The organism is Endozoicomonas sp. Z74, assembly GCF_057680865.1.
On the sequence record NZ_JBLYZI010000080.1, the window covers coordinates 1 to 20,399 of the forward strand.

16 protein-coding genes and 1 pseudogene are annotated in these 20,399 nt (G+C 49.2%); 8 read left to right on the top strand and 9 right to left on the bottom strand.

The window, feature by feature from the left end; genetic code table 11:
- Nucleotides 1–237: 237 nt before the first annotated feature.
- Nucleotides 238–1,476 carry a hypothetical protein gene (locus ACNRUY_RS19150; protein WP_488113262.1) on the bottom strand — a complete coding sequence of 413 codons (1,239 nt, stop codon included), beginning with the start codon at nt 1,474–1,476 and terminating at the stop codon, nt 238–240.
- A 138-nt stretch (nt 1,477–1,614) separates the two neighbouring features.
- Nucleotides 1,615–2,400, bottom strand: coding sequence for a hypothetical protein (locus tag ACNRUY_RS19155; RefSeq protein ID WP_488113263.1), 786 nt, complete (start codon nt 2,398–2,400; stop codon nt 1,615–1,617).
- A 186-nt stretch (nt 2,401–2,586) separates the two neighbouring features.
- On the opposite strand from ACNRUY_RS19155, the gene ACNRUY_RS19160 reads away from it, so the two are divergent.
- The 4 genes from ACNRUY_RS19160 to ACNRUY_RS19175 all read left to right on the top strand — a co-directional run bounded on the left by ACNRUY_RS19160 (nt 2,587) and on the right by ACNRUY_RS19175 (nt 6,122).
- Entirely contained in the window at nt 2,587–3,312 is a 726-nt protein-coding gene (locus ACNRUY_RS19160) for a hypothetical protein (RefSeq protein ID WP_488113264.1), read from the top strand.
- Between the two features lie 233 nt (nt 3,313–3,545).
- Nucleotides 3,546–3,929, top strand: coding sequence for a hypothetical protein (locus tag ACNRUY_RS19165; RefSeq protein WP_488113265.1), 384 nt, complete (start codon nt 3,546–3,548; stop codon nt 3,927–3,929).
- Between the two features lie 78 nt (nt 3,930–4,007).
- On the top strand, nt 4,008–4,685 hold the full coding sequence (locus ACNRUY_RS19170) for a response regulator (RefSeq protein WP_488113266.1): 678 nt from the start codon (nt 4,008–4,010) through the stop codon (nt 4,683–4,685).
- A 54-nt stretch (nt 4,686–4,739) separates the two neighbouring features.
- Nucleotides 4,740–6,122 (top strand): ATP-binding protein, encoded by a 1,383-nt coding sequence (locus tag ACNRUY_RS19175; RefSeq protein ID WP_488113267.1) that lies wholly within the window; start codon nt 4,740–4,742, stop codon nt 6,120–6,122.
- A gap of 30 nt (nt 6,123–6,152) precedes the next feature.
- On the opposite strand, the gene ACNRUY_RS19180 is transcribed toward ACNRUY_RS19175, so the two are convergent.
- The 6 genes from ACNRUY_RS19180 to ACNRUY_RS19205 all read right to left on the bottom strand — a co-directional run bounded on the left by ACNRUY_RS19180 (nt 6,153) and on the right by ACNRUY_RS19205 (nt 12,396).
- Nucleotides 6,153–7,670: a hypothetical protein gene (locus ACNRUY_RS19180; protein ID WP_488113268.1), complete on the bottom strand. Its 1,518-nt coding sequence runs from the start codon at nt 7,668–7,670 to the stop codon at nt 6,153–6,155.
- Nucleotides 7,671–7,972: 302 nt separating this feature from the next.
- Complete coding sequence (locus ACNRUY_RS19185) at nt 7,973–8,797, bottom strand: MetQ/NlpA family ABC transporter substrate-binding protein (RefSeq protein WP_488113269.1); 825 nt, start codon at nt 8,795–8,797, stop codon at nt 7,973–7,975.
- A gap of 54 nt (nt 8,798–8,851) precedes the next feature.
- Nucleotides 8,852–9,508, bottom strand: a complete 657-nt coding sequence (locus ACNRUY_RS19190; protein WP_488113270.1) for a methionine ABC transporter permease — start codon at nt 9,506–9,508, stop codon at nt 8,852–8,854.
- The gene (locus tag ACNRUY_RS19195; RefSeq protein WP_488113271.1) at nt 9,498–10,529 is read right to left on the bottom strand and encodes a methionine ABC transporter ATP-binding protein; all 1,032 of its coding nucleotides are present in this window, start codon (nt 10,527–10,529) and stop codon (nt 9,498–9,500) included. Before ACNRUY_RS19195 ends, ACNRUY_RS19190 begins: the two co-directional genes overlap by 11 nt.
- A gap of 329 nt (nt 10,530–10,858) precedes the next feature.
- Nucleotides 10,859–11,584 carry a sulfite exporter TauE/SafE family protein gene (locus tag ACNRUY_RS19200; protein ID WP_488113272.1) on the bottom strand — a complete coding sequence of 242 codons (726 nt, stop codon included), beginning with the start codon at nt 11,582–11,584 and terminating at the stop codon, nt 10,859–10,861.
- Nucleotides 11,585–11,790: 206 nt separating this feature from the next.
- On the bottom strand, nt 11,791–12,396 hold the full coding sequence (locus ACNRUY_RS19205; protein WP_488113273.1) for a thymidine kinase: 606 nt from the start codon (nt 12,394–12,396) through the stop codon (nt 11,791–11,793).
- A 152-nt stretch (nt 12,397–12,548) separates the two neighbouring features.
- Between ACNRUY_RS19205 and ACNRUY_RS19210 the strand changes: the two are divergent.
- The 3 genes and pseudogenes from ACNRUY_RS19210 to ACNRUY_RS19220 all read left to right on the top strand — a co-directional run.
- Nucleotides 12,549–12,698 (top strand): annotated as a pseudogene (locus ACNRUY_RS19210) (hypothetical protein); the annotation flags it as partial.
- A gap of 96 nt (nt 12,699–12,794) precedes the next feature.
- On the top strand, nt 12,795–14,267 hold the full coding sequence (locus ACNRUY_RS19215) for a phophatidylserine decarboxylase associated domain-containing protein (RefSeq protein ID WP_488113274.1): 1,473 nt from the start codon (nt 12,795–12,797) through the stop codon (nt 14,265–14,267).
- A 240-nt stretch (nt 14,268–14,507) separates the two neighbouring features.
- Nucleotides 14,508–15,410, top strand: a complete 903-nt coding sequence (locus ACNRUY_RS19220; protein WP_488113275.1) for a pseudouridine-5'-phosphate glycosidase — start codon at nt 14,508–14,510, stop codon at nt 15,408–15,410.
- Nucleotides 15,411–15,430: 20 nt separating this feature from the next.
- Here the strand turns inward: ACNRUY_RS19220 and ACNRUY_RS19225 are convergent, their stop codons facing one another.
- Complete coding sequence (locus tag ACNRUY_RS19225) at nt 15,431–17,686, bottom strand: hypothetical protein (RefSeq protein ID WP_488113276.1); 2,256 nt, start codon at nt 17,684–17,686, stop codon at nt 15,431–15,433.
- Nucleotides 17,687–17,838: 152 nt separating this feature from the next.
- On the opposite strand from ACNRUY_RS19225, the gene ACNRUY_RS19230 reads away from it, so the two are divergent.
- The gene (locus ACNRUY_RS19230; RefSeq protein WP_488113277.1) at nt 17,839–20,289 is read left to right on the top strand and encodes an ATP-dependent helicase; all 2,451 of its coding nucleotides are present in this window, start codon (nt 17,839–17,841) and stop codon (nt 20,287–20,289) included.
- Nucleotides 20,290–20,399: the final 110 nt, after the last annotated feature.

Genomic DNA, 20,399 nt, shown 5'->3' on the forward strand with positions numbered 1-20,399 from the left:
CCGGAAATACCTTGTGCATCACCGGCAATGGGTGAGGGCGGCAGAGTTTTATGGAGGACACCGATCTGCTCTGGGGACATCATGGGTATGGACTTCAGGATGTCTTGGAATTGCTGAGGTTTCATGGCTGGAACTCCACTTTACACGACAATTCTCATGCTCAGGGAGTATAGACCATGTTAGCAACATTTAATTTGAACAGCGCCTGTCTCGCTGGTGTGGATCCATACAAGGAAGCTATTCCGGGGTTGGAGGTGGAGAGTCATGCCCTGAATCCTGACTATCGGCTCTCCGTTCACGCTTACAAGGCACGATAGCCAGCTCATTCGCTGCCCACTCTTCCATTTCTTCAGGATCTTCTGCGATTGAATCAAAAAAGCCTTCACTCAAGTCTGACCCCAAATGCATTGACTCAGCAGTGGAACATTCAAATGTTATGTTGGCTGAAGCCGTTTCTTCAATCTTCATGTCCTGGCTGTCAACGCTCTCCTGGGAAACCCCAACTGTATTTGAATCATCCATTTGACGGTGACGATCGCGTGTCAGGAGAATCCGGAACCGATACGAGGACAACCTGTCATTTACCGATGCCTCTTCCCCATTACTATCTTCTGCCGCACCTCCCTCATTTTCTGAACTGTGTTCATGATATAAGCGCTTCAGCTCTTGATTTTCATCGTGCTGAATGAGTATTCCATTTAACTCTTTTATTCGACTAATCGCCCCCTCTACGATTTCAACCGGCTTAATCACGCCAGTGGAATGACCAAGGATTGTTGCCAAATTCTGATAAGCATCGTCTTCCTGCTGTTTTATCTTTTTTTCCTCCTCCGCTTTTTTTCTCTGTTCTTCCAGCCGACGACGCTTCTGTTCAATAGCCTGCCTGCCAATAACACTTTTGGCCAATGACATATCTGAAGCCTTCAAGTCAAGAAAAGAGATATGCCTGCATACATTATGACCACATGCCGGGCAGTTTCTATCCTTGGTATGATTACTACTGTCGTCTTCACCATCACCGTCACCCTCTTGCCCCAATGCCTTTTCAGATAATCGTCGTGCTGGTGAGCCAAAAGACGACTGTTCAGAGATTCCCTGCTCCCTCTGATTCAGACCTTCATTTATACCTCTTTTTCTCCGTGCTGGTTGCTTTTCAGCACCACCATACATAATTTCAACGGTTACTTGCTCTTCAATAAGAGACCTGGCACCAGACTCGTCCCACATTGCCAGAAAACAGGGCTGTGTTGTTTCAACACTTTCCTCACCCTGAACAGAGTCACATACTTCCCTTGAGAGCAGAAATACCTTCTCATTACTGAATGGCGTTCCAGGAAACAAAGCATTCTCCCGAATAGCCGTACTATGTATTACTGTCTCAACGCCTTCATGACCAGGTAAACCTGGGAGCTTAAACCATTTTTCGGAGTGTCCTGCAATAAAAAGCACGACACAAATACAAAGCTCTTCACACACAGTGATCCCCTGACATAACAACTCTCAAAATTATCGATATCCTCGATCAGAAAGATTAGTCAGTCAGACAGAAAGGGCAATTTTCTAGATCACAGATTTGTATGCCTGTAACCGCCACTCTTTCAGTGAAACACCGGCTCAATGGTGCTCATAAACAATAGTTACCTGCTTTGCCCCCAAAGCCTCAATCAAAAGATTGGAAGGCCCTTCATACACGACAAGGCGTTGTCCTTCGTCATACCCCATCATCAACCTGGGAGCAAACAGGGCAATCAGTAATGATGAGGGCCGGATGTTCAGACACAACGCGACTTTTTCTGTTCCTGCCCCGGTACACTGAAGGCTATCAATACGTTTAATGGACATATTCAGCCACTGACCTCTTTCCAGCAGCAGAAACCGACCAGATACTCTCTTCCCCTGTGAGAGAGCATTCCAATGACTGCGAACAAACGGATCGAACCCGGCATCAATAATATCGTTGCTACGATGAATTAACCGGTGGCTTTGCTCTACCCGGGAGCCGGAGATATTAATGACCACCTCACCGTTCATTATCTGTATTTGCTCCCGCCGGGGCAGGGAGGGATAAAACAGGCTGAAGTTGACCAGACCCGGCTGGGATTGATACTCAATGTTCTTATGAGCCAGTGTCTCTCCATTGGGCAGCCGGTACTCAACACGGTGACTCCCTCTGTCGTAACGGTGAAATTCTGAATATCGAAGCGTTCCATCGGCGCCCCTTGCAGTTCCCACCACCTCAGGCAATGCAGTGTCGTTGCCATGCCCCAATACAGTAATGACTGATAGCACCGCCCCCATTATCCGCAACCAGAAGCGGTAACGTTTTTTCCATTCACGACAGGCAATGGGTTTGCCCTGAAGGTATCTGTGCTTTTCCTGCTCTTTCAGGCCCTGATTCATCCCTGACTTCCTTACATGCCGCTGATGCCATGGAAGAGATGGTTCCTGGGTTAACCTCCAGTTTCTCCACCCCCACGCCATAAACTTCTTATCGACTAACTTACGCTCTTCTGCTGCCGATAGATCACCTGAGCAAAGACCTTATTCAACACAAGCCACTTATAACGGCTTTCACAGGAAGCATTCATGGCCGAAACACCCGATGAGAAGGAAAAGGGGGCGGACAGCCCAACTCCCGGTGATAACACCAATGTCATTGATATGTTCACCCGAAAGCCCGTTGATGAAGCCAACAGCAGCCAGATTATCCGGCTGGCGCCGGAACTGGATGGCATGGAGATGCTCTACAGCAATGACGCCAACCCCGGCAAGCTGTTCAGTATGAAAATCCTTTGCTGGGCACTGATGAAAGATGGCACGGTTGATGCGATGATTCCCTGGCTGAACAAGGTGGTCCCCTCCAGGCAGCTGAACGACCCCTTGAACGGCCACTGGGAGGGATATTACGACAAAGTCCATGACCGTGCGTTTTTTGAAGCCCCCACATACAAAGTGACAGAGCTGGAAACAGCCGTCACCTACTATAAAAATACTCCTGAGGATAACGAACAGATCCTCCAGGAAATACCAGACACCATTGGCACCCATGCCGTATTAACAGAAGACCAGTTTAGAACCATTGTCCTGGTCCATATCACCAGCTGGCGTCTCTACAGTGATGGCCGTATCCTGGCCATGATCGCCGATGATAAAAAAGTTCAGAATACGCCGGTTCTGACCGGCGATGAAAGCCTCTTTCCAGCCCAGGAGCACGAGGATTTTCACTACTTCTTCCATTATGTGATCGCCAATAAAATTAAACACGGTGACCCGGAAGCCCTGGCTGCCTTTACCCACCTTGTTGAGGGCTGATCAGACATCAGCCCTCCCTTCCCGTGCAGACACAAGAATATCGGTGCCTACTCTTTATTCAGGATCCATTAAGGGGAGTGAGTTCATAATCCGACCAACCATCATTCGACACGCCTGCCCGATAATGGCGGACGGTTACAACGGCTGTGTGCAATATCCCTCAGTATCAACTTGTTCCCGATCCCGAAGTTGAGTGATGACTATCACCCTTTCCCTGCTGCAAACATTGTTAAATGAATATGAAAAAAAGCCTGATTTTATTGACTGCTGTCGCTCTTCTGGGTGGCTGTGCCAAGATGACCACCCAAACCCGCCACACTGAAAGCGGGCGGGAGATTGCCATTGGCCAGTTTGCGCCAGAACCCGTTTCCGAGTGCAAAATGGTTCATAATGAAGTCTTGGAGCAAAGCCTGCTGCAACGATATACCGATGAAGGTATGATGCTCGGTTATTATGCAGACTCGGAAAAGACCCTTGCCATTGCCGAAGCCAAGGGTGCCAACTACGTTCATGTCTACATTCCTCCCAAAAAGATGTTATTTGGCATTGTTGACCTGAACTACAGTGACAAACCCAGGGCGACTTATTATCAGTGCAGTCACATTCCATTTCGTTAAATCCTGGCGGTTACTGAAAAGGCTCCTTAGGCAGGAGCCTTCACCTCAAGTGAAAGACACTGAAAAGAGATCCAGAGAATGAATGTACTGGTGGTCGAAGATGAAGCCCTGTTGTTGCACCATTTGCAATACCAACTGGAAGACGCTGGACACAAAACCCTCGGAGCCAGTAATGGCGAGGAAGCCTGGCACTACCTTCAGGACTACACTCCGGACATCGCTATTATTGATCTCGGCCTTCCCGGCATCAGTGGTCTTGAACTGATCAAAAAGGCAAGGGCCCAGGGAATGAGCATGCCCATACTGATTCTGACCGCCCGTGGCAACTGGCGGGACAAGGTCAGCAGCCTGAATGCCGGCGCCGATGACTACCTGGTAAAGCCCTTTGAGCTTGAAGAGTTGAAAGCCCGCCTGAATGCCCTGATCCGTCGGTCGGCTGGCTTTTCCCAGCCGGTCATCAAAGCAGGGCCCTTCAGCATCAACCCCCTGACCAAAGAGTTTCTGATCAATGACTCCCCGGTGGTACTGACCGCTTACGAATACGTCCTGATGGAATACATGATGAGAAACCATCAAAAAGTCCTCTCACGTACCTCTCTGGAGGACCAGATCTACGGCAACAGCCAGGGACCTGACAGTAACGTTCTTGAAGTATTAATCAATCGCCTGCGCAAAAAGCTGGAGAAACATTCCGGCATCAACCCGATCATCACGGTGCGGGGCCAGGGTTACCGGTTCGACCTTCCCTGCCATTAACTGGATAACGCAACCGGCCACCCACTTAACCTGAATTCAATAAACGACAGTACAATGCCCATAGCCAGATCCCTGAAGAGCCGGGTAACCATGGCGGTTGCTTCTTTACTGCTGATTTTTTTCGGATTGGTGGTCATTGCCGTCTTCGGTTCCTTTAACGACACCCTTGAGCGGGCAACCAAACAGCAACTGGCAGCCAATGCCAATACCATGCTGGCGGCAGTGGCCAGAGAGGAGCACGGCCAGCTTATCATGCCGGAAAGACTTTCAGATGTGCGCTTTAACACTCCGGGTGAAGGCAACCTCAGGGGGTATATTTATAACGCCGCCGGTGAACTCGTCTGGAAGTCCCTGTCTGCCATAGGTCGACCCATCGAATACACCCCCAGTTTCAACCTGGAAAAAAGGGTTGACCTGAAACTCGTTGACTTTGGGGACAAACCCTACCTCGTTTACGAAATTGACGCCCTTGTCGGAAACGGTGACCATGGCTACAGCTTTGTCACCGTTGTCCCGGCAAAACGGTACTACGACATTATCGGTGTCTTTAAAAACAAACTGTTTCTGTGGATGAGCCTCACCTCCCTGATGATCATCGCTATTTTCTGGCTGGCTCTATGGTGGTCCCTGAAGCCCTTTCGGAAAGTGGCTCTGCAGTTAAATGAAATTGAGCTGGGGCAGAGAAACCAGCTCGAAGGTCAATTTCCCTCGGAAGTCCGAAGGCTCACAGACAGTATCAATACGCTGCTGGTCGCTGAAAAAAAACAGAGAGACCGCTATCGAAACACCATGGATGACCTCACCCACAGTCTGAAAACGCCACTGATGGTTTTACAAAGCGTCAGTAATACCCTGAAACTCCAAGGGGATAAACCCGACCAGAAGATGGTTAAGGAACTCCGTGACAACCTGAATAACCAGGTAAACCGAATGAATCAGATTATCGGCTACCATCTGCACCGTTCAATTACCCGGCACTTTGGCCTGAAGCGCGCTGCGGTACAGGTGACCCCCGTCGTTCAGGATCTGTGTCAGTCCCTGGACAAGGTATACCTGGAGAAAAAAGCCCGCATTCAGGTAAACCTGGATGCGGCTTGCCTGTTCCACGGAGATGAGGGTGACCTGCTTGAGATCCTGGGCAACCTCTTGGAAAATGCCTACAAATTCTGTCGGGAAAGTATTCGTATCACGGGTTTTGTAACTGGGGATGAACATGCCATCACCCCGCTGACACTGGTGATCGAAGATGATGGGCCGGGTATTCCCGAAGCCAATCATGAAAAAGTGTTACAACGAGGAGTCCGGGTGGACTGCCAGAGCCCTGGTCAGGGCATTGGTCTTGCCGTGGTTCTTGATCTGGTAGAGGGTTACCAGGGTACTCTCTCCATCGGTCAATCAGAACTCGGGGGAGCCTTATTTAAGATCAGACTTCCCTGACCATACAACATCATCCAGCGTACTTAATCCTCAACGGGCCGAAGGAAGGTAATTGCTGTTACTGCGATCATGGTAAAGCTTTGGCCAGGGCGCAGCACTGTCGAGGCGAACCCCATGGTCGTATTTTCGACAGATAATCATAGTCGGTCCAGAAGTATAACTGCTCTTATCCAGCCGTGTGATGGCATTAATGGGCACATAAACATGTCCATCTTCCGAAATATTCACCCCTTTAACCTGCCACTTGTACCATGCATCAGGGGAATCTCTCGTGTAGTGACGAAGCTCACGGACATGATCGACCAGGGGAATGGTTTCTTTCTGCAATAGCACAAGCTCCGCTTCCTGATCTGGCCTCCGGAAAATCCTTATGACCAGCCGCGGCTTGTTGCCAGCCCCATATTGCTGAATAGGCAACTCTGGATGACGCACCGAGGCCGTCAGCAGCTTTCCGCCCTGCAAGATCAACATCCCTTCAGCCGGTGCCTCTTCCTCTCCATAGGGGTAAACCTGACGGCTATAAAGGCCATCATCAGAACTCCGATAAACATAAAGCCCCTTGGTTCCCTGGATATAAAAGTGGCCACGACTGTCCACTGAAAGGCCCTTCAGCTGATTCTCTTCTCCACCCGGTTCTTCCGTGATGTAATCACGTATCAGCGGTTTACCTTCGTGTGACAACACATAAATGTGATTACCACAAACCACATAAACCCCCATGCCGGATACGGCTACTTCCGGGTTACAGCTCAGTTGTTCACCAAAGGTTTCATAATCCCGGGTCCATAGCACTCTCCCAGGGGAACCTTCCTGAGAAACGATCTCTGGATAACGAATATCGACCCTGGAAATCAACAGTTTTGATTGCTGCCCCAGCCATACCGATGAGACTGTATAAAGAGCCTCTCCATAGCCAACCAAACTGGTGGCTGGATAAGAATAATCATGATTTGTGTATTCCGACGAATGAAGAGGTTGAGAAAAATGAGTGGCTCTATGCCCCTGTGGAATCGCTTTTAACTGACCGTCAATGACAGCAATCACAACATTGGCATCCCGGTTTATTACAAAGGGATCCCGTACCCCTGTCCCCGGTTCCATAGCTTCATTATCAGGAATATCGTTACCATAAACCTTGTGAAAATGACCATGCCGGTTGGACCGGAACAGACGATCATTCTGGTTCAGATAGAGATCATGCCCCATCGCTCCGATAAAGCTGGTCTCTCTGGACATATAACGGTCTTCAATCGAAAGATGACGTTTGAATACTCTAAACCCTTTCACCCTATCCGGCTGAAGCGCCTTGATGCCAGTGGACTGACTGAAAATGATTCGTCCATGACGGTCAACAACAATATGACTGACTGGATCGATGACCGGGCTATCTTCTATAATCGACCAGAAGCCATCATCGAGCACTTTGTGTTTTCTATTACCCAAATCGCCGGTTTTGATGTAATGGTCGTCAACCCATAACAAGTCACCATCCGGTGGTTCCAGTGAATCACTTTGAGAAGGCATTACGGTGGTAAAAGGACTCGCCACTACAGAACAGGAAACCAGAGCACTTATTTTTATAATAAGAACTGAAATAAGTGTTTTGAAATAAATCCTGTTATGAAATAACACGTTCGAACTCCTCACTACCCAACGGACAGAAAACAGCCCCTGCGCATATGAGCGAATCCTTCACAAAAACAATCAATGAATTCAGAAACAAAAGGCGCTTACTTTCAACAGAAAAAACAATCAACCATGAGAGTAGCAGAAATTAAAAAAACCGGAGCAAAAATCCGTCGTTCAAACTGCAGGCAATTAGCCTGCAGTTTGAATAAACAGAATGACTATTATTTCCAGCCCGCCACAGAGCTGCCTTTAAACAGCTCTACAGCCTTAGCCTCAACCTCACTGGTCTGATAAGACTTCACCAGCGCCAGAACCCGGGGATCTTCCCTGTTATCTTCTCGTGTCACAATAATATTCACATAGGGTGAGTCCTTGTCTTCCACCAGGAGCGCATCACGGGTAGGGATATAACCGGCAGGAACCGCATAAGTGTTATTGATAAAAGCCATATCCACATCATCCAGAGAGCGGGGCAATTGCGCGGCATCCAGTTCAATAAACTTGAACCCGCGGGGGTTTTCTGCAATATCAGCCACCGTAGCTTCCAGATTATTGATATCTTTCAATTTGATAAAGCCCCTCTGGTCCAGCAAAATCAATGTTCGACCTTCATTACTGGGATCATTGGGAATGGCTATTTTAGCACCGTCTTTCAATTCACTGATGGCCTTCAGTTTTTTTGAGTAGGCGGCAATGGGATAGACAAAGGTGTTGCCAACGGCCACGAGCTTAAAGCCACGATCACGTACCATGCTGTCCAGATAAGGGCGGTGCTGGAAAGCATTGGCATCAATACTGCCATCCGCCAGGGCAACATTGGGCGACACATAGTCAGAAAATTCCACCAGCTTGACGTCCACATCATGATTCTTTTTAGCCAGCTGCGCAGCAACTTTCATAACATCCGCTTCAGGCCCAGCCATTACCCCTACTTTCAAAGGGCCACTGGTAGAATCGGCTTGTCCACAGCCAGTCAACAGAACTGCTGATGCCAGCAGGGCTGAGCCTGCCACCGCCTTGACGGTCTTGAGAATATTAAACGTCATTATTAACTCCAAAGACTTTTCAGGAAAAAGAACCATTAACCATCAAAACATTGCTTAATGGCCACGATCATAATGGTGCTGCAGCCGGTCTCCCACAGACTGCAGCAACTGAACCAGTGCAATCAGAACCACCACGGTGGCCAGCATAATCACACCATCAAAACGTTGATAACCGTAACGGATACCCAGATCCCCGAGCCCTCCCCCACCAATGGCACCCGCCATGGCGGAGTAGCTGACCAGGGTAACCAGGGTAATGGTCATGCCGTTAATCAGTCCAGGCCTGGCCTCGGGCAGAAGCACCCGGCTGATAATCTGTAACGGGCTGGCCCCCATGGCCTGAGCAGCCTCCACCAGTCCGGAGGGAACCTCGTTCAACGCCCCCTCTGCAATACGGGCTACAAACGGAATGGCGGCAATGGTCAAAGGAACAATGGCAGCCGTCGTGCCAATGGAGGTTCCGGTAATCAACCGGGTCAGGGGAATAATGGCCACCATCAGAATAATAAACGGGATGGATCGGCCGGCATTCACCAGACTGCCCAGCACCCAGTTGGCCAGGGCGTTCTCAAGAATTCGCCCACCCCGGGTCACATAGAGCAGAACACCAAGGGGAATACCCACCAGAAAGCTGACACCACCGGAAACCGCCACCATATAGAGGGTTTCCCAAAGGGCTTTAAACAACAGGGACCACGCATCAGTTGACATAACCCAGCACCTCTACCTGTACATTGTCTTTCAGAAAAGCCAGAGACTGGTCAATACTCTCAGGCTCCCCCAGCATTTCCACCATCAGAAAGCCCATGACTTTTTCATTGACGGTCTCAATATCCGCCTGAAGGATGCTGAAATCGGTGTTGAACTGGCGAGCCGCCCGGGTAATCAGGGGCTGCACAACGTTCTGCCCGACAAACGTGATTCGGATAACCGGCCGTGAACCCTCAGTGGGTTCCGAATGAAAACGCGCTTCAATTTCACTCACCGGCTTTTCATGAATAGCACTGCGCACAAACTCCCTGGCAAGCTCGGTCTGGGGATTAAGAAAGAACTGCTCCACATCGTTTTCTTCAATTAACTGCCCAAAACTCATGATGGCCACCCGGTCACAGATGGTTTTCACCACATCCATTTCATGGGTAATGATCAAAATGGTGATCTTCAGCTTTTTGTTGATGTCCTTCAAAAGCGCCAGAATGGACCGGGTGGTCTGTGGGTCCAGGGCAGAAGTGGCCTCATCACACAGCAGCACTTTTGGCTTGCTGGCCAGGGCTCTGGCAATGGCAACCCGCTGCTTCTGCCCCCCGGACAGCTGTGAAGGGTAACTGTCTCTTTTTTCCAGCAGCCCGGTCAGTTCCAGCAGGGGCACCACCGCTGCCTCAATTTGCTGACGGTTCACCCCCGCCAGCTCAAGAGGCAGGGCAATATTGTCATAAACCGTCCGACTTGAGAGCAGGTTAAAGTGCTGGAAAATCATTCCGATATTATGCCGGGCCTGACGCAGCTGCTTCTCGGTCAGAGTGGTTAAATCCCTGCCATCCACAATTACCTGCCCGGATGTTGGTTTTTCCAGAAGATTGACGCAACGAATCAGAGTGCTTTTTCCAGCCCCACTGGATCCGATCACCCCATAGATCGTTCCTTCAGGAACCCTCAGGCTGACCTCATCCACTGCTTTTACTCTGGATTCCCCGGCAACAAACACCTTGCTCAGGTTTTTCAGTTCTATCATTGCTGTTTCTGCCTGCTGCCCCAATGAATGGGCATTCATAAAGTTAACCGTCAACCATCATTGTGATTTATTCAAAAAGAGACTGATGTTTGATGTCACTGGCTTGCCGCAATCCGCTTTCGATCTGGACGACAGGTTTGGCGAGGGTGGTGTCGATAATGGTAAGGATACCATCCATCCATGGACATAAAAAAACCACCCTGCGCTAACAGAGTGGTTTTCTGGAAATCGTATCTTGAAAACCCTTCTTTTAGCGGAATTTATAGTGCGCCCGCAAGCCAAGGTCAAATCAGCGCATGTAAAAAAACTATCTGAATTCAGCTCCCCTGTCAACCATGCCACGCAGAAAGAATGGCCGTCAGACCGGACAGACTGCACAGTACCAGGAGGGCCCGGCGAATGGTTTCCCGATCAACCCTGCTGACGATTCTGCCAGCAACCCAGTAACCACAGAGCACAGCAGGAAACAAAGCCAGACCAGACAAAAGTCGGGGGATATCAAACAACCCATTTAAGCTCAACACCACCAGGGATACGCAGCTGCCCACAATAAAAAAAGCAGCAAGGTTACCCCGGATCCTGTCACCACTTTCATTCTGCATCAACAATGCCATGGGAGGGCCGCCAATGGACACCGCCGTTCCCATCACGCCGGAACAGAGACCAGCCCCCATCAGAGTACCTGGCGTTGCCTTGATTTTATAAGGCGTCAGACTGCCTGCAACCGCAAGCAGAACCGAGCTGCCCAGTGCCAGGCTCAGCCCACGAGTGCTGGCCACCGTCAATATAAAAGCGCCCAACAGGGAGCCGGGTATCCGACCCACAACAGCATAACCCAGAGAGGTATAGTCAATATGGCGGGCATAGCGCTTTGCGGACAGCACACCCAGTACCATGGAGGCCACAATCAGTGGCCCTGGCAGCAATAATGGGTTGATCATATAAAGAAGGGGGGCCGACACCACTGCCATGCCAAAACCAATGGTCCCCTGGACCACAGCCCCCAGACTGACCACACCCATGGCCGCCATAAATTCGAAAAGAGAGAGTTCCATCACTACCTGTCAGCACCGACTACCTGCAGCCGGACGTCGCTGGTTTATTATCTTTCTGAATAACTTAAGACGATTTCATTATATCGAGAATGGCAGGCAAATTCAGGTGTTTTCTGAGTTATATTTGTCGCATGTCGTTTTCTTGCACAATGGATTTTGAGCCAGCATGAACCCGATGCTGGCCAAATCGCTCGAGGAGGGGGCTATCAAGAGGTAACCGGGCTGACGTCAGCCTCTTTCATCAGGGCTTTATAGTGCTTCCGGCAGACGGACAGATAACTGTCATTCCCGCCAATCTGAACCTGGCTGCCACTCTTGACCGGCTGACCATTACCATCCAGGCGCAGTTGCATATTGGCTTTTTTTTCACAGCGTTTGCAGATGCTTTTGAGTTCAGACAGCTCATCGGCAATACTCAACAGCACTTCACTGCCCGCAAACACCTTACCAAATGCGTCGGTTCTCAGACCAAAACACAGGACGGGAATCCCCAGCGTGTCCACCACATCGGAGAGCTGCCAGGCCTGCTCCCGGGTCAAAAATTGTGCCTCATCCACCATCACACAGGAAATACGCTCCTCCTTATGCTCCCTGGAAACCTGCGTCATCAAGTCATCGGTCGTCGCAATGGCCGCCGCATCACTCTGGAGCCCTATCCTGGACGTAATTTTGCCTTTACCAAAGCGATCATCCACCACAGGAGCCAGCAGCAACACCCTTTTTCCAGCGGATTGATAGTTATGGGCAGACTGCAGGAGATAGGTGCTCTTCCCTGAGTCCATGGAGGAATAATAAAAATAGAGCGAGGCCATGTAAGGTCTTAATCCATTGTCAACTTAAAAGTCAGCGTAAGATGGAATTATTCCGCGATCCACTGGAGAAAACCAGCGGATTTACCGCACCAGGCTTTCGGTCAGTGTATTTTTCACCCCACACTTGAGCCTGAAGGAGACGTAAACCCGCTTTTCAGGCCTCTTGTTCAAATATTGTCTTAGCTGCAGTTCCCTTGAACTGCCTGAAATGGATAACAAGGGTGATTCGGTTACAAACATTCACGCAGCACCGGCCCTGCAAAGCCTCTGCTGCGTTTGATCGAGGCTGTAGCCAAATATAGATACGATTCATTTCCCTTTACTCCATTTTCTTCTAGGCTGTGAAGTTAAACTCTGCCTTTTACTTTCAGGTTCAATGCTTGCCGGGGAACACCAAAATGACACCTGTCGCATTGCATATCGCGCAAGTTTTTCTGCTTATTGCAACGTTGTTTATAAATGGATGCTCTCATATAACCTCAGAAAACTCGCGTCAAGCATCCAGCAGTGATGAAAGCAAGATAACTGAACAGTCTTTACCCTATGAAAAGGACCCTATTCAAACTGGCTTTTGGGTATCAGAAAAAGAGTGGGCAACCGCAAAGTATTTAACGCCCCTGCGCAATTCCATTGCAAACAAAAAAAAGAAGAATACCCTAACCCCGATGATTAAAGAGGTAACAGATTTTAAACAGTGGGTCACCCAAAACAGTGTCTACCGCATGTGGCTGACCTCAATGATAGACGAAGCAAACAATTATGTTCGCCGATTAGATGATTCAACTAAAAAAGAGATTATCGACGACGACGGAGACACTTTATGGATAAATGGCTATGACAGTTTTTTTGAAATATTGAATGAGATTATCACAACCAGCCCTTCATTTAATGATACAACAATGGTTGGTACTCCTCTTAATGCATTTTTGGCAATAGGAATGGCAACCCCATCGGGAGTTGCTTTATTCCATGATGCAACCTTTAACCAGCAACTGAAGAAAATTTTAGATGCCTGGAACCATCACCTTAAATCCCGGTCATCGCTGGACAAGCTTGATATCAACAACCCGGAAAAAAAAGGATCCTGGATTTCCAAAGAAGCCTGGAAGGCAGGCGTCTGGAACCAGATGGAATACAGCCCAGATAAACCTGGGTACGGGTACGATTCATGGAACTCATTTTTTATTCGCAAGTTTATTCCTGGAGCCCGCCCATTTCATGGCAGTTCTGACCGACATATCAACATAGGTTGTGAGACCACGCCATGGGAATACCAGAATAACTTGAAGTTTGAAAACCGATTCTGGATTAAAGATAGCAGTTACTCTCTACTGGACCTTTTCGGAGGACAAGAGCACTGGGCAAAACTGTTTGAGGGTGGCCAACTCTACCAGGGATTCCTTTCAGCAACTCACTATCATCGATGGAACGCTCCACTTGATGGAGTGCTGGTGAGATCCTGGGTACAACCAGGAACTTACTTTGCACAGCGACCTGGACAAAAAGAAGGGATCGGAACATGGGCTGGAACTGAATCTCAACCTTATCTTGGCCATGTTGCCACCAGAGCTATTTTCATTTTTAAACACCCATCTTTTGGCTATGTAGCACTGATTAATATTGGAATGGTTGAGGTGTCAACCTGCTACATCGAGCCTGCAATGGTTGTTAATGAAGGAGATGACCCCCTCAGAATTAAGCGAGGCACAGATATTGGCCACTTCGAATTTGGCGGATCAACACATCTGCTCGTTTTCCAGAAAAACAAGGCAAAACTGATGGATTGGGCGGTTAACGCCAGAAAAAACAGAAAAAACGCAACTCCCGTTCCACTGGGAAGTATTATTGCAGAACGAATTGATCATCATTAACAGTGCTTTAAACCTGAAGAGTAAGGGCCGATTTCCATCCGCCAAAGACCGAAATAACTCTACCAGACCTGGCAAAACGTTTTCAGAGGTCTGTTTGATGGTACAGCCGTAAAGGTTATTCGGGTATAGCCCACCCATTGACACAACGGGCGTCAGCTTAAAAACGGCAGACTTTCACAGAAAGAACTATCTTTGAAAGTCTGTTTATTCAATCAATGGTTCTTCCGGATGCACGAATGTATGGATATCCACCCTGAGGTGGCCCTCGCACTTGAGAACAACCAGCCTGTTGTGGCTCTTGAGACCGGTATGTTCAGCCACGGTTTCCCATGGCCAGACAACCTTGAGATTTTCAACCTGCTGCAACAAACCATTCAAGATCAGGGCGCTCAGGCAGCTCCGGTGGCAATTCTCAGAGGCAGAATAAAGGTGGGCCTGTCCAGACAGGAAAAAGAATGGGTCTGCCAGCCAGGACAGGACACTATTAAAGCCAGTCGGCGCGACCTCTCCTGCCTGGTCGCCACCGGTAAAAATGGCTGCTCCACCTCAGCCAGTGCCATGATGGTCGCCGCCAGGGTAGGAATATCGGTGTATGCTACCGGCGGTATCGGCGGTGTTCACCGGGGGGCCCAGGAAACCTTTGATATCTCCGCAGACCTTCAGGAGCTGGCAAAAACCCGGGTTGCCGTGGTGTGTGCGGGACCTAAAATCATCCTGGACCTCCCCCTGACCCGGGAGTACCTCGAGACCATGGGGGTTCCCATACTGGGATACCGTACTGATTACCTTCCCGCCTTTTATTGCCGGAGCAGTGGCCTGAAAGTAGACCACCGCTGTGACAGCAGCGAAGACATTGCCCGGATCATCCATACCCAGCAGCAACTGAACGTTGAAGGTGGCCTGCTGATCACCAATCCAGTACCTGAAGATTTCGCTCTTTCACTGGAGCCTCTGGAAGCGATGATTGAAAAAGCACAGGCTGAGGCCAGAGCACAGCATATTCATGGCAAAGACCTGACCCCTTTCCTGCTGAAACAGGTATTCAATCTGACTGGGGGAAAATCCCTGCAAACCAATATTCAGCTATTGAAAAGTAATGTGGCACTTGCAGCTCAAATAGCTGCCAAGCTTGCGAGCCAATAAACTGAAAAGGATTTCATTGTTTATTCTTCAGGTTCTTTTTTATCTTCAGCGGGATCAAGGCGTTCAATAACCCTTTGAATATGCTCTTTCAAACCCGGGTCAATATCATTACTATGATTCAATGCCATTAATTTTATTTTTTCACAAGCTGATTGTCTGGCACCAGACGAACAACGCTGTGTAAAATCTATTGCTGCCGACTGGTTGGGTGAAAACTGAGATCTAATCAGTGCATTTTCTTCAATTTCGACAAACCCTTCCGAATGAGAACCCATATTGTTTTCCATTTCTTCCTTGTTGACAAACTCCATTATAAGATTTGCACAATCAAAATGACCGTTAGTGATCGCTGTTATCAGTGCATTTCCATTTTTATCGTAAATTGCGTCGCAAATTGCATCATGATGCCGACTAGATCCCATCATATGACAGACCACCCATTCGTCACCCGCTTTACATGCCTGAGTAAACAACCTGGATAACCAATACCTATCGTTGTCACTCACTCTATGAACCGGGTTATATTGCTCCCTCAGGCTTTGAAGAACCAGTGCTTGCTCCTCAACTTTATTCTCTCCTTCGGCATCAGACGGTTCAAAACCATTGAAGAAAACAACCGGCTCCCATGCAACGGGCATTTCTTCAACAATGGCCGCTCTTGATTGCTCATATATATGGTTAAATACTGTCTCAACATAACCATCTTCACTGCGCATATCAGCCTGCATCAAATAACCACTGCAGTTCTGATCAAAAACCCGTATAAAATGCCCATCTAACGAGATAGCAAAGGCATGTGCTGCGCTCCCTACCAGGTAATGCCCGCTGGGTAGCTGAGACAGGATATGCCGGATATCGTCCCTGGAGAGATAAAGCATATATGGCCTGGTTGATACCAGTGGAGAACCCTTAAAATCTTCCCCCCATGTTTCCGAGCTATCTGCTGGATGACGACTCCCTTCCCTTACCTCACCAGAGGATGGCAAAAGCACTGAGCCACTCACACTTTTATTACTAGCCACATGATCACTGCTAAAAACAGGCTTCCAATTACTCAACAGTTCAGGTGCTGACCATAAAGCAGTCTGTCCGAGATCTTGACCCAAAAAATAGTGCAATACTGACATACCAAAAGGGTCTTGATCCAGTAACAGTGAATGAAACCAGGCCTGAATCTCCATCAAAAAATGAGCCTGTGGATGAAGTTTACGGAACTGGCCATGAAAATCAGGCTTGATCTTAAGGCTTTGGCACTGCTTGCTGTATTCTCTATACAAGTCATTTGCATGGGAGTAGGCATCAACGAGAGAGGAAAACTCTTTTCCAAAAAAGAACACACTCTTGTTTGCGGGTTGCCCCAATACACTCAAACGCCTGACAAAATTAGCCAACTCCTCGCCACCGGCGACCCTGTCACAGTGAACGGCCTTTAAATAATGTGAAGCCAGGCCATAGCAGAGGCCTTTTTGAAACGTCTTCAGACTTTCTTCATTAACCCCCCAGTTGAAAGCATCAGAAAACGACTTCAAATGATCTATCATATTAAAAAACTGTTGATTAGGGCTATACACCGATTCTTTCTCAGATTGAAAATCCACAACTTCTCTTAAGTCTTGAATTTTCCTGCAGGCATGTTCTGACTCGACAACCCCAGCATTAAGGGCCTCTTGAAAAACCCTGGTTATTTTCTGTAAGCGAGTAACAGCCTCCTCTTCACCCTCTGGCTCTGAAAAGAACACATCTCCCAAACCCTCAAGATTCAGAAAATCAGAAAGAAAGCCAACCATTAACGGAAATACGTTTATAACTTCATCCAGAATCTGTTTTTTCCCATTCAGCTCGTAACCAAAGATTTCTGCAAAAAGGCTTTTGTATGCCGCAACATCGTCAATAGAAACCGCTTCGATTAACTGCTGTATTTTTTCCAACTCCTTCTGGTTCCTCAGGGCCTTTTCCTTAAACTCCAGAAGCCTCTCCTCAAGGCAACTCTGAGCTCTTGGAGCCCCAGACAAAGCAACCGCTCTATCAAGAACAGAACACTGCTCCTCCTCGAAGAAATGTTCTCTTGTGGCGACCTCATCCAACAACTTGACATAACACTTTGGTTTTGGAACTTCAAAAATCTCTCTTGAGGCGGAGTTGGGCGCCCCTTGTGAACTCTTAGCATCAGACCAGTTTTTTTCAGATCGACTCTGAATGGCATTCTCCCTGAGCCATTCTTTAAACTGAGCCTCTGGAGTAGGCTGTATTCCTGAAAATCCAGCAATGCTTTGCATTTTATCGAATCCTGTCCATCCCTGAGTCAGATAAAATATAGCAGGTCAAAAAGTTGACTCCTCCCTGATAAAATCAAATAAGCTCCGGTTTTCCAGTCAGGTCTAAGTCTGTTACCCTCCCCCATTTTCTGAGATCACTCCAGCCCCTTGCCATGCCACTGACCGCCCACCAGCAGATTGTTGCCAACCATGACCGTGATCACGCCCTTTGCATTGCCGTTGCTGGCTCCGGGAAGACCACCACTCTGGCTCATCTGATCAACAACCTGCTGAATAAAGGCCACCCCTCAAGGCGAATGATGGTCATGATGTTTAACAAGGCCGCCCAGCAGGATTTCCAGAAAAAACTGAAGGCTATCTGCACCACCTCCAGCGTTTCCCTCGACGCAAACAACGACACCGGGCACCAGCCGTTACCTGAAGTACGAACCTACCACGCCACCGGGTTACGCCTGTTAAGAACCCTGGAGGGCTGGCAGGTACGTGAGCCCTATAATAAACAACCACTGTCGGAAAAAGTCATTGAGTTGCAGGTACGCGCCCTGATTCAGGCCCTGGCCCCTGCCAGTATTCAGGAAAGAATGAGGTCCGATGCCGCCCGCTATATTGAGGCTGCCACCGGCTTTATTGATAACGTCAAAGCCAACCTGACAACCCCGGAAGACTGGTTTGAAACAGCGGGTTACGCCAGTGAGCACCGGTTTCTGATCAAGCTGTTTCACCAGTTTGAACAATGGCGTCACCATCAGAAGTCCATCACCTTCACAGACATGCTCTACGACCCGGTCAGCCTGCTGACTAAAAACCCTGAACTGGTTTCCCGTGTCGAAAATAAAATGGACTTTATTATCGTGGATGAATACCAGGACACTTCGACACTTCAGCACCGGTTTACCCGGCTGATTGCCGGAGACCGGGCCAATGTCATCGCGGTTGGAGACCCGGACCAGACCATCTATGAGTTTGCCGGTGCCAACATCAATAATATTCTGCGCCATTTTCAGCAGGACTATAGCTCTGAAGTGAAGGGCGCTGGAATGGAGGGGGCTGGCAGGAAAACGGTTCACGAACTGACCCTGCCCCACACCTTTCGTTATGGCCACAGCATTGCCCTGGCCGCCAGCCACCTGATCAGCCGGAACAGGGCCCGCAAAAAGGTCCTTTGTATTGCCCATGAGGATAACCGCCCATCCATCATCCGGCTTTCCCAGGAGTCCGATGACAGCAAGGCCGTGGTCAGGGAGCTCCAGAATTGCCTGTCATCAGGAACACCACCGGGGAACATCGCGATTCTGGTCAGGGTCTGGGCCCAGTCGGTCAATATTGAATTAAGCCTTCTGGAAAACGGGATCAACTATAGCTGCGAGGGGCCTTCGCTGTTCCAGCGCCCGGAACTGGAAACCCTGGTATTTGCCCTGCAGATGGCCGCAGGATGGTTTTCCCACTGTGAACCCGATGTCCGGGGACACAAGCTGATCCGAATGCTGACCCTGCCCCATATTGGCCTTAAGCAGCACGCCCTTCAGGGACTGATCAGTGCATTGCAACCTCTGGACCGGGGTTACGGCAAAGCCATGGAACGTCAGGTCTCCAGACTGAAAGGCATCACCGATTTTCAACGGCGCCGGTTGCAGGACAGAGCCCGAGTGTTCCGATACCTGGAACACGCCGGCCAGCAGGAAAGCGCCCATAAAATCCTGGCCACCTATATCCAGCAGTCCGAACTCTACGACAACCTGCGCTCAATGAGTCTGAATGAACAACGAACAGAGGAGCAGATCCTGGCCATCAAAGGGTTTCAACGGTTTATCAAACCCCTGGGAGAAGATGCCCACACCTGCTGTGAACATATAGAAGAGCTGATGCAAAAACAGCAGCATAAACACCACAGTTCCAGTAACGCCGTTACCCTGTCCTCCTGCCACCGCGCCAAAGGACTGGAGTGGCCTGTTGTTCTGCTGCCAGGGCTGACCCGCCAGTACTGGCCCTTCCTGCGTGACGATGATCTCGCCATGCCATCACAGCCCAGCACTTCCAGCCGCTCTCTGGAAGCAGAGCGTCGCCTGCTTTATGTAGGGATGACCCGGGCACAATCACAACTTCACCTGTTTACCTGCCCGGGAAGCCTTGACCGGTCAAAGCCGGATTGGGGGAAAAACCGGCAGGAAACCATCAGCCCTTTCCTGATGGACATGAACCTTCCCCATGTTCTTGAGCTGGGCAACCTGCTCCATGAAGAGTCCGATGATGACCTGGCTGAAGCGATCACTGCCACGGGTCTGACCCCGGTTTCCCGACACTATGTTACAGCAGCCCGGCCAACTCTGGCAGGCAGAATAGAGCAGGCTCCCCACAAAGAGACCCAGCCCATCACGAAAGAACAGCGCCAGAGAGGACAGAAAACAAGTTCCCGGGCCAGTTCATCCTCTGGGGAGGATCCGTGGCAACTGAAAGCCCGGATCGAACACGCTATTTTTGGCCCGGGGAACGTCATCAATGTGAGCGACACCAGTTTTTCCATTGCCTTTGACAGCCAGCAGCACGGCACCAAGCGATTTGCCCGCCACCAAGATATAAGACACCTGTTTAAAGTAATTCAGTAACCGGAAAGGATCCGCAGAAGGAAAGATCGTAAAAAAAACGCTTGAGAAGAAGGGCTGCTGAACCGATAGTATAAAAAAAGCGTCTTTATAAAAAGCATGACAGGGATTGT

Excerpts from the sequence above, each read along its gene's own strand:
- ACNRUY_RS19155 (WP_488113263.1), bottom strand. The coding sequence starts at position 2,400 with ATGAATCAGGGCCTGAAAGAGCAGGAAAAGCACAGATACCTTCAGGGC.
- ACNRUY_RS19160 (WP_488113264.1), top strand. The coding sequence starts at position 2,587 with ATGGCCGAAACACCCGATGAGAAGGAAAAGGGGGCGGACAGCCCAACT.
- ACNRUY_RS19165 (WP_488113265.1), top strand. The coding sequence starts at position 3,546 with ATGAATATGAAAAAAAGCCTGATTTTATTGACTGCTGTCGCTCTTCTG.
- ACNRUY_RS19170 (WP_488113266.1), top strand. The coding sequence starts at position 4,008 with ATGAATGTACTGGTGGTCGAAGATGAAGCCCTGTTGTTGCACCATTTG.
- ACNRUY_RS19175 (WP_488113267.1), top strand. The coding sequence starts at position 4,740 with ATGCCCATAGCCAGATCCCTGAAGAGCCGGGTAACCATGGCGGTTGCT.
- ACNRUY_RS19185 (WP_488113269.1), bottom strand. The coding sequence starts at position 8,797 with ATGACGTTTAATATTCTCAAGACCGTCAAGGCGGTGGCAGGCTCAGCC.
- ACNRUY_RS19190 (WP_488113270.1), bottom strand. The coding sequence starts at position 9,508 with ATGTCAACTGATGCGTGGTCCCTGTTGTTTAAAGCCCTTTGGGAAACC.
- ACNRUY_RS19195 (WP_488113271.1), bottom strand. The coding sequence starts at position 10,529 with ATGATAGAACTGAAAAACCTGAGCAAGGTGTTTGTTGCCGGGGAATCC.
- ACNRUY_RS19200 (WP_488113272.1), bottom strand. The coding sequence starts at position 11,584 with ATGGAACTCTCTCTTTTCGAATTTATGGCGGCCATGGGTGTGGTCAGT.
- ACNRUY_RS19205 (WP_488113273.1), bottom strand. The coding sequence starts at position 12,396 with ATGGCCTCGCTCTATTTTTATTATTCCTCCATGGACTCAGGGAAGAGC.
- ACNRUY_RS19215 (WP_488113274.1), top strand. The coding sequence starts at position 12,795 with ATGACACCTGTCGCATTGCATATCGCGCAAGTTTTTCTGCTTATTGCA.
- ACNRUY_RS19220 (WP_488113275.1), top strand. The coding sequence starts at position 14,508 with ATGGATATCCACCCTGAGGTGGCCCTCGCACTTGAGAACAACCAGCCT.
- ACNRUY_RS19225 (WP_488113276.1), bottom strand. The coding sequence starts at position 17,686 with ATGCAAAGCATTGCTGGATTTTCAGGAATACAGCCTACTCCAGAGGCT.
- ACNRUY_RS19230 (WP_488113277.1), top strand. The coding sequence starts at position 17,839 with ATGCCACTGACCGCCCACCAGCAGATTGTTGCCAACCATGACCGTGAT.